The sequence below is a fragment of the Vibrio sp. V10_P2A27P122 genome (genome assembly GCF_963874335.1).
Classification (GTDB): domain Bacteria; phylum Pseudomonadota; class Gammaproteobacteria; order Enterobacterales; family Vibrionaceae; genus Vibrio; species Vibrio anguillarum.
The window spans coordinates 1-7,405 of record NZ_CAWNHY010000063.1 but is presented as its reverse complement, the minus strand read 5'-3'; the positions used below and the strand labels follow the sequence as shown (position 1 = coordinate 7,405).

Genomic DNA, 7,405 nt, shown 5'->3' with positions numbered 1-7,405 from the left:
CCGTACTGGCCCGCCGCATCGGTTTGCGCCTGGAACACGTTGTCTGTGTTGTCCACGTCGCTTGCGAGCAAGGTGCCCGTCGCGGTGTTCTCCGCCGCGTCTTCGGTCACGCTGCCGCTATCATCGCCTGTGATTTTCGCGCCGTCGTTCGCACCATTGATGCCCGTCACAATTGACCCTAAAGCACTTTGAGAATAGCTTTCTAATAGCGTTAAACTTTGTGTTTCAGAGAGGCCTAGCGCGGTGAGTGCTGACGTGGAGAATTCTGTTGCGGCTATGGTTTCCGAAGCGTCGCGAGCGATGCTGACTGAGCCCGTCGGGCTTGAACCGTTCGATTCACCCGCTGCAGTTGCAAGATCTTCGCCTAGCTGTGTTGGGTCTTGGCCTTGCTCTAATGCTGCGAAAATTTCATTGATGTCATTAGTTATATCTACGTTGCGACCATCGGCGTTAACTCTTGATATTTGTACATCATTATTATTGCCTACATCGTTTGGGGTAGCGTTACTGGCACTGATGATTATTTCACCAGGCAAGGTTTTTTCTCCTGGCTGAAGCACCCGTACATTGCCATTTGCATCCACAACGATCATCTGACCGAAAGTTAATGTTGTACCTAAAGAAAAAGAACCAAGTTCCATATAATGCCTCTAATAACTTCCGAATTCACAACGATGCGACTGTTTACATTCCTACATCTTTGCTACGTAATTTGTCATTTCTAATGGTAATAAATTAGCATTTAACACCTGTAATACAAAGGAAAAACCATTTTTACACCTTCTTATGTGACGTAGGTGGAGACTTAAGTCACACATTTATAGTTTGAATCAATATCACACTAAAGATGTACTTTATTATAAGAACAATCAACAATGTTTAATAAATGTTAATTGATGATTTGGTGTATGATTCTTTGCTAAAATCACGAATGTAATGAATATGTTGCTGTTTACTGATGAGAATTTAATGTTATTTTGTTGCGTTTTTCCATCAAGCGTCTCGATAATGCAACAGCTAATGCCGTACTATTGCGGCTTAAAAGAAGTAGAAGTCCCTAGAGGAGTGCCCAAGTGAATTGGATGAACATGAAAACGTTGAGCTACGCCATCGCACTCAGCTTCCCGATCTCTGTATATAGCCAGACTCTTGAGCAAGCGGTGTCAATAACGCTTGCAACCAATCCAAATATTAAAAGTGCATATAACGAATATGTGAGTAAGCGCTATAATAGCGAAGCCTCTTCTGGTGCTTATCTTCCAAGGATCGATCTCGATGCTGGTATTGGCTACGAAGCGGTTGATTTAGCCTCTGGTACTGAAAATGAACTTACTCGTAAAGAAGCCACCATTACCTTAACCCAACTAATTTGGGATGGTTCTTCGACTTTAAACGATATTGATCGTACTTCGGCTGATGCCGAATCGGTTCGTTTCCAACTCTTAGCTGACGCTCAAGATATCGCATTAGAGGTCACTAAGGTGTATCTCGATGCAACGAAAGCGTTTGAAATACTGACACTTTCTGAAAGCAACCTCTCAGTACATAAGAAAATATATCGTGATATACAAAAGCGTGTGGAATCAGGCATTGGTTCAACTGCTGATCTTTCTCAGGTTGAAGCTCGTTTAGCTAAAGCCCATGGCAATCTTTTAGCTGCACAGAATAATCTGTTTGATATACATACCCAGTTTAAACGGTTGGTAGGTCAACCTCCTCAAGATTTAATTTTCCCTAGAGCAGACCATTCTGCTTTGCCTTTTACCGTTGATGACGCTTTAGAAAAAGCCTACCAAGATCACCCGGTCATCAAAGTAGCGCAAGCCGATGTTGATTCCGCAAAGTTTCAATATAAACAAACTCAGGGAACAAATTACCCAACGTTATCTTTCGAAGCTGCACAAACATGGCGTGATGATGCCGGTGGGATAGAAGGTAGCAGCGATGAATTCTCGGCCATGATTAGGATGCGTTACAACCTGTACAATGGTGGTTCAGATTCTGCGCGCACCGACAGTGCAGCCTACCAAATGAACAAAGCGAAAGATTTAAGAGATCGGACTTATCGTAGTGTTGAAGAGGGGTTGCGTTTATCTTGGAGCGCTCTCGATTTGACATTACAACAAAAAGAATTTTTAGCCGATCATGTTGATTCTGCTTCAGATACGGTTATTGCTTATGAAAAACAATATAAGCTCGGCAAGCGAACACTATTGGATGTGTTGAATACTGAAAATGAGCTTTTCGAAGCAAGAAAAGGTTATCTCGATGCCAAATACGATGAACAGTATGCAAAATACCGTGTTATGAATGCAACTGGGTCATTGTTGAGTTCGTTGAGAGTGGATACACCCAAAGAGTGGCATGATGCGGTGGAGTACTAACATGTTGAAATACTTATGGCCAATGATAGCGAGCTTACTCTTTATCACCTCGACGGCTTCATCTGCTAGAGATGATTATCCATATATTGATATGCCACTCGCTGATCAAATAGACGATTTACGTGACGATGATTTTGACGGTGTGATTAATGCCAGAGATTTGTGCCCCGAAACACCATTGAAGTCAGAGATCGATAATGATGGTTGTGGCACTTTCATTAAAACCGAAGAGCAACTCCAGCTTAGAATTCTGTTTGCGAATGATTCAGCGACAGTCAACCCTGTGTTTCTAAGTCAAATACGGTCAATGGCCAATTTTCTCAAGCAATACCCTTCAGCTTCGATTGAATTACAAGGTTATGCCAGTAAGGTTGGGAATCCAGGTTATAACTTAGAGTTATCGAAAAACCGAGCTTATAATGTCGAGAAGGCGCTTGTTAGTTACGGCATTAGCCATACTCGTGTCCGTATTGTTGGTTTTGGTGATACTGAACTGACAGAAAATGGTGATGATGATATTAGCCATGCGATGAATAGAAAAGTTGTCGCCACTGTCGTCGGCCATAAAGGTTCGGTGAAAGAAGAGTGGACCATTTTCACCAAACGCGAGCGTTGAAATCGATATTTATCGAGGATTGGGGCGTTTTCGCCCCTTTTTTCTGTCTAAAATTGTAATGAGTTTACTAGCACAAAATGCTATCCTTGCGCGTCATCACCTTATGAGATAAAGATAATGAGCAAATTAACTGCTGACCTTCAAGCAAACTTAGAATTGTTTATTGAACAAACAAAAGAGACCCAACTAGTATGGGGCTTAAAAAATGAAGATGGTTGGCTGGCATGCGACTCGACAGAATTTGAAAGTAGTGAAGTTATGCCCTTTTGGTCAACCAAAGAAGATGCACAAACTCACAACGTTGAAGAGTGGTCTGACTTCGAAGTGTTAGAAATCCCTCTCGATATTTTCGTAGAAGATTGGTTGATTACCCTTGATGAAGATGGTGTATTAATTGGCACCAACTGGAATGCAAGCTTAGAAGGTAAAGAAGTAGAACCTGCAGATTTGGCCAAAATGTACCTTTAGTACCTTGAACTATTTAGTACCTTGAGCTAAATAATGGGTGTTCTATTTGCACGCTATTCCATTCGCAAACACTAGAACACCCGTTTAAATTTCACTTGATCTATACGTTGATTATTAGATACATCATAAAGTTACAGTTTGCTTTTGGTGAAGCGCATTCATCACCAACGCTTTGTTTACTAAATAATCGTTTAAACCCGCTTTACGTAGCTCACATGATGGGCAATCGCCACAACCATCACCAATAATACCGTTATAACAAGTCAGTGTTTCGTGTCTTATGAGTTCGAGAGCATCATGTTGATCCGCCAATGCCCAAGTTTCTGCTTTGTTTAGCCACATTAAAGGAGTACGAATGTTGAATGGGCGATCCATCCCTTGCACCAAAGCACTGTTCATCGCTTTAACAAAGTCATTTCGGCAATCCGGATAACCAGAAAAATCGGTTTCACAAACACCGGTAATTACCTCATCTGCACCTATTTGATACGCGTAAATACCCGCAAGGGTCAAAAACAGAATGTTACGCCCCGGCACAAACGAGTTCGGTAACCCATTCTCTTGTAACTCGTGTGATACTGGAATATCGTCACGAGTGAGTGAACTGATCGCTAACTCATTGAGTAAGCTTACATCCATGACTTTATGTGCAGCTACACCTAACTTTTTCGCTAAGGTGCTGGCAACCTCAATCTCGAGTTTATGGCGTTGGCCATAATCAAAGGTGATGGCGTGCACTTCATCAAACTCTTTTAATGCCTGAACCAAACAGGTTGTTGAATCTTGGCCACCACTAAATACCACAACGGCTTTTTTCATTTTCCTCTCCTCAGGCAATACTTAAATATTTATGCGTTTGAATCGATAAACGCCAGTTCCTCGCAATGCATGTTTCAATGCACAATTGGGTTGCCCGCTCTTTCTGACTAATAGGCTGTAAAGCAATCACTGTTGAATCAGGAACTTGCGCTCGCAGCAATAACGCATCTAGCTGTTCAATATCTTTAGCCGTTGCGACGGGGTGCTTGATCTCATTTGCTCTTAACAGAGCTGAATCGAGTACAGGCAGTTTGCCCTTCATTGCAATTTTTGGTGACACTGTCACCCATGTATTTGCTGAGGTTTGAACCGGGAATGTGCCGCTGGTTTCAATTTGAATGTGACATCCGATTGCCTCAAATGCTTGCGCAAGTGGACGCAGATCATAAATACACGGTTCACCGCCCGTAATTACAATATGTTTAGCATGATAACCCTGTGTTTTATAGAGCGACACCATCTCTTCTGCACTGACTGAGCACCAAGTTGGGCTATCTTGGGTTTTGGCTAGCACGTCATTGATTGGGCGTTCATCTTGCGGCGTTGCATCCCACGTCTGTTTTGTATCGCACCAAGCGCATCCCACTGGGCATTCTTGCAAACGAATAAAAACCGCAGGAACGCCGGTGTGCACGCCTTCACCTTGAATGGTCTCAAACATTTCATTAATTTTGTACAACGTAAACTCAGCCTAACTCAATATCAAAAAATGCAGGTCGCTGACCTTAATAGATGCCTTGCCTTAGGTCAAACTAAACCCATCACGTGCGTAAAAATTTGACTAAATCAGTGGCGATCATATCTCAACTTGCATAAGCTGCTGGCTTTCTTCTTCACTTAATTTAGGTAAGTCATGTATAAACTCATCGCTTTAGATATGGACGGTACTCTTCTCAATAGCCAAAAACAGATCACAGCCAGAACAAAACAGGCTATAGCCAAAGCTCGTGAAAAAGGCGTAAAAGTGGTGCTGGCGTCTGGACGTCCCATTGATGGCATGCGCGATAAGTTGCAAGAACTGCATTTAAACTCAAATGAGGATTTTGTCCTTTACTACAACGGCTCAATGGTTCAAAACATTGGCAGTGGTGAAATTATTCATCACAAAATTATCGATGGCCTCTCTGCAAAATTAGTCGCTAACCTTGCTAACCAACTTAACGTGAATACGCACGCCTTTAGCCAAGTTCATGGTCTGATCACGCCTAAAATCAGTGAATATACCGAGCTTGAAGCAAGAATCAACGGACTGCCGATCACGGAAATGGATTTTGAACAGCTTGAAGATGATCATCCCATCATCAAAGCAATGATTGTGGCAGAGCCGAGCTTGCTACAGAAAGCCATTGAACAACTTCCTCCGGAACTCTATCAGCAGTTTACCATTGTACAAAGTGCACCATTCTTTCTTGAATTCTTAAACACACAGAGTAATAAAGGCGTCGGTGTCAAAGCGATTGCCGAGCACTTGGGGATCGAGGCTAAACACATTATTTGTATGGGAGATGCTGAAAATGATCATCACATGCTGCAATACGCAGGACTTGGAATTGCAATGGCAAATGCGATGGAACAAACGAAGCAGCTAGCCGACTATATTACACTCAGTAACGACGACGATGGTGTGGCAGTTGCTATAGAAAAATTTGTACTCGGTGAGTCTCACGAATAGGCATTAAAGACGCCTCAGTCGAGGCGTCTTTAATCGGGATGTTGACTAAACAACCAGGTTAAGCACGGCATTTTCTCATGAACCATGCAAAGATGAGCATGAGTATTGGCAAGCGGAGCGTCTCAACCATTAAAGAGAAAATACTGCTGTATGAAACGAGCGTGGCACCAAATAACACCACTTGATTGAGTGCTAATAACAAAATGATCAGCAGCCACATTCGTTGAAGAGTGATGTGTAGTGGTTCAGTGCTCTTTGTCATAACTAAAGCCGATGCCGTCAGCAAAATGGCTAACCAAGCGGTGAAACTAGGCAAGGGCCAGATCATAGCCAGCAGTGCAACTGTGATCGTTAAACCCCACCATACCCCACGCGAACCCAGCAGTGTTCTGACGTCGGTATAAGATTGTTCATCTAAACGAACAATATGCCACGCAACCAGAGCGCCCAACAATCCACCTATCACCATATCGCTGATGAAGGCTTCCCCAATATAGAATTTGGCCAACATTAATAGCCCCATCAACACGATAAAACCCACAAACATTCGGTTGAAATCGAGATGATCAAAAGCTCGCAATAGTGATATCCCTACACCAAACCAAACTGCAATCGGTAAACTTGGAAAACCGTACCCGTAACTTTGGCAAAGTTCCAACAGTGGTATATAGGCATGAGGTCTTGGTAATGCAAATCCTTGCTGAGCCACCAATGACAATAATGAACTCACGGTAACCACAAAAAATATCTTATAAACAGACTCTTTACCCAGATAACAGGCAATCACTGGAAATAAAACTATCAGCAATAAAGGATCCGTCAGTTTGGTGATCCATACTGCGATTTGATAAATCGACGAACTCAGCGTATATGGCCATTCCGCGACCGTATTCTGCAATTTCATCATCCAGCCTAATTCGATTTGGTGAAACCGAGGCGCAGCAGAAACCAGATTCTCTACATAAATCACGGGTTGGCTATCCGCTTCTTGATACATGGTTTTGATCCGATCCCATTGCTCAGGGTAACGATACTGACTTGCATCAATACGATACGGATCGATCAGCATTGCGCTAGCAACCTCGACACCATAATGAGGAGCAAACCAAATAGGCAACTCATGTCCATTACGGCTATTTTTTGACTCAAAAGCAATCACATCGGAATCACTGCGACAGCTGTAAACGACAGCCGTATCCGTATACCCCAACATGCGCCCTACCGTTACAACAAGGCCCGTTTCTTCCCATGTTTCTCTTTGCGCGGCCAATTCTGGAGATTCACCGGGAGATATCGTCCCTCCTGGCAATGAAATCTGCTTGGTGATCACCTCGTTAACGAGCACGATCTTATGATCGGCTTTAACTAGGCATAGAGCACCACGAATATTATCTGGTAGCGTTACGGGTTGTTGAGCGACACCAACACTTGACCAGAAAAAGACAG

At 43.0% G+C, this 7,405-nt stretch carries 8 protein-coding genes; 4 read left to right on the top strand and 4 right to left on the bottom strand.

What is annotated here, in order from left to right:
- The coding region (locus tag AACQ17_RS03665; RefSeq protein ID WP_141201473.1) for a retention module-containing protein at positions 1-641 on the bottom strand (641 nt) is incomplete at its 3' end.
- Between the two features lie 432 nt (positions 642-1,073).
- Here AACQ17_RS03665 and AACQ17_RS03660 point away from each other — a divergent pair.
- The 3 genes from AACQ17_RS03660 to AACQ17_RS03650 all read left to right on the top strand — a co-directional run bounded on the left by AACQ17_RS03660 (position 1,074) and on the right by AACQ17_RS03650 (position 3,468).
- On the top strand, positions 1,074-2,384 hold the full coding sequence (locus tag AACQ17_RS03660; RefSeq protein ID WP_013856940.1) for a TolC family outer membrane protein: 1,311 nt from the start codon (positions 1,074-1,076) through the stop codon (positions 2,382-2,384).
- Positions 2,365-3,000, top strand: a complete 636-nt coding sequence (locus AACQ17_RS03655) for an OmpA family protein (protein WP_094147486.1) — start codon at positions 2,365-2,367, stop codon at positions 2,998-3,000. The genes AACQ17_RS03660 and AACQ17_RS03655 overlap by 20 nt, the downstream gene beginning before the upstream one ends.
- 117 nt (positions 3,001-3,117) lie before the next feature.
- Positions 3,118-3,468 (top strand): DUF2750 domain-containing protein, encoded by a 351-nt coding sequence (locus AACQ17_RS03650; protein WP_013856942.1) that lies wholly within the window; start codon positions 3,118-3,120, stop codon positions 3,466-3,468.
- 123 nt (positions 3,469-3,591) lie between these two features.
- On the opposite strand, the gene queC is transcribed toward AACQ17_RS03650, so the two are convergent.
- Together queC and queE are read right to left on the bottom strand one after the other, a co-directional pair.
- Positions 3,592-4,287, bottom strand: a complete 696-nt coding sequence (gene queC, locus AACQ17_RS03645) for a 7-cyano-7-deazaguanine synthase QueC (RefSeq protein ID WP_170935186.1) — start codon at positions 4,285-4,287, stop codon at positions 3,592-3,594.
- 10 nt (positions 4,288-4,297) lie between these two features.
- On the bottom strand, positions 4,298-4,966 hold the full coding sequence (gene queE, locus AACQ17_RS03640; RefSeq protein WP_017047667.1) for a 7-carboxy-7-deazaguanine synthase QueE: 669 nt from the start codon (positions 4,964-4,966) through the stop codon (positions 4,298-4,300).
- Between the two features lie 174 nt (positions 4,967-5,140).
- Between queE and yidA the strand changes: the two genes are divergently transcribed.
- Entirely contained in the window at positions 5,141-5,959 is an 819-nt protein-coding gene (gene yidA, locus AACQ17_RS03635; RefSeq protein ID WP_017042435.1) for a sugar-phosphatase, read from the top strand.
- 58 nt (positions 5,960-6,017) lie between these two features.
- On the opposite strand, the gene AACQ17_RS03630 is transcribed toward yidA, so the two are convergent.
- On the bottom strand, positions 6,018-7,405 hold a 1,388-nt coding region (locus AACQ17_RS03630; protein WP_141201472.1), incomplete at its 5' end, for a bifunctional NUDIX hydrolase/phosphatase PAP2 family protein.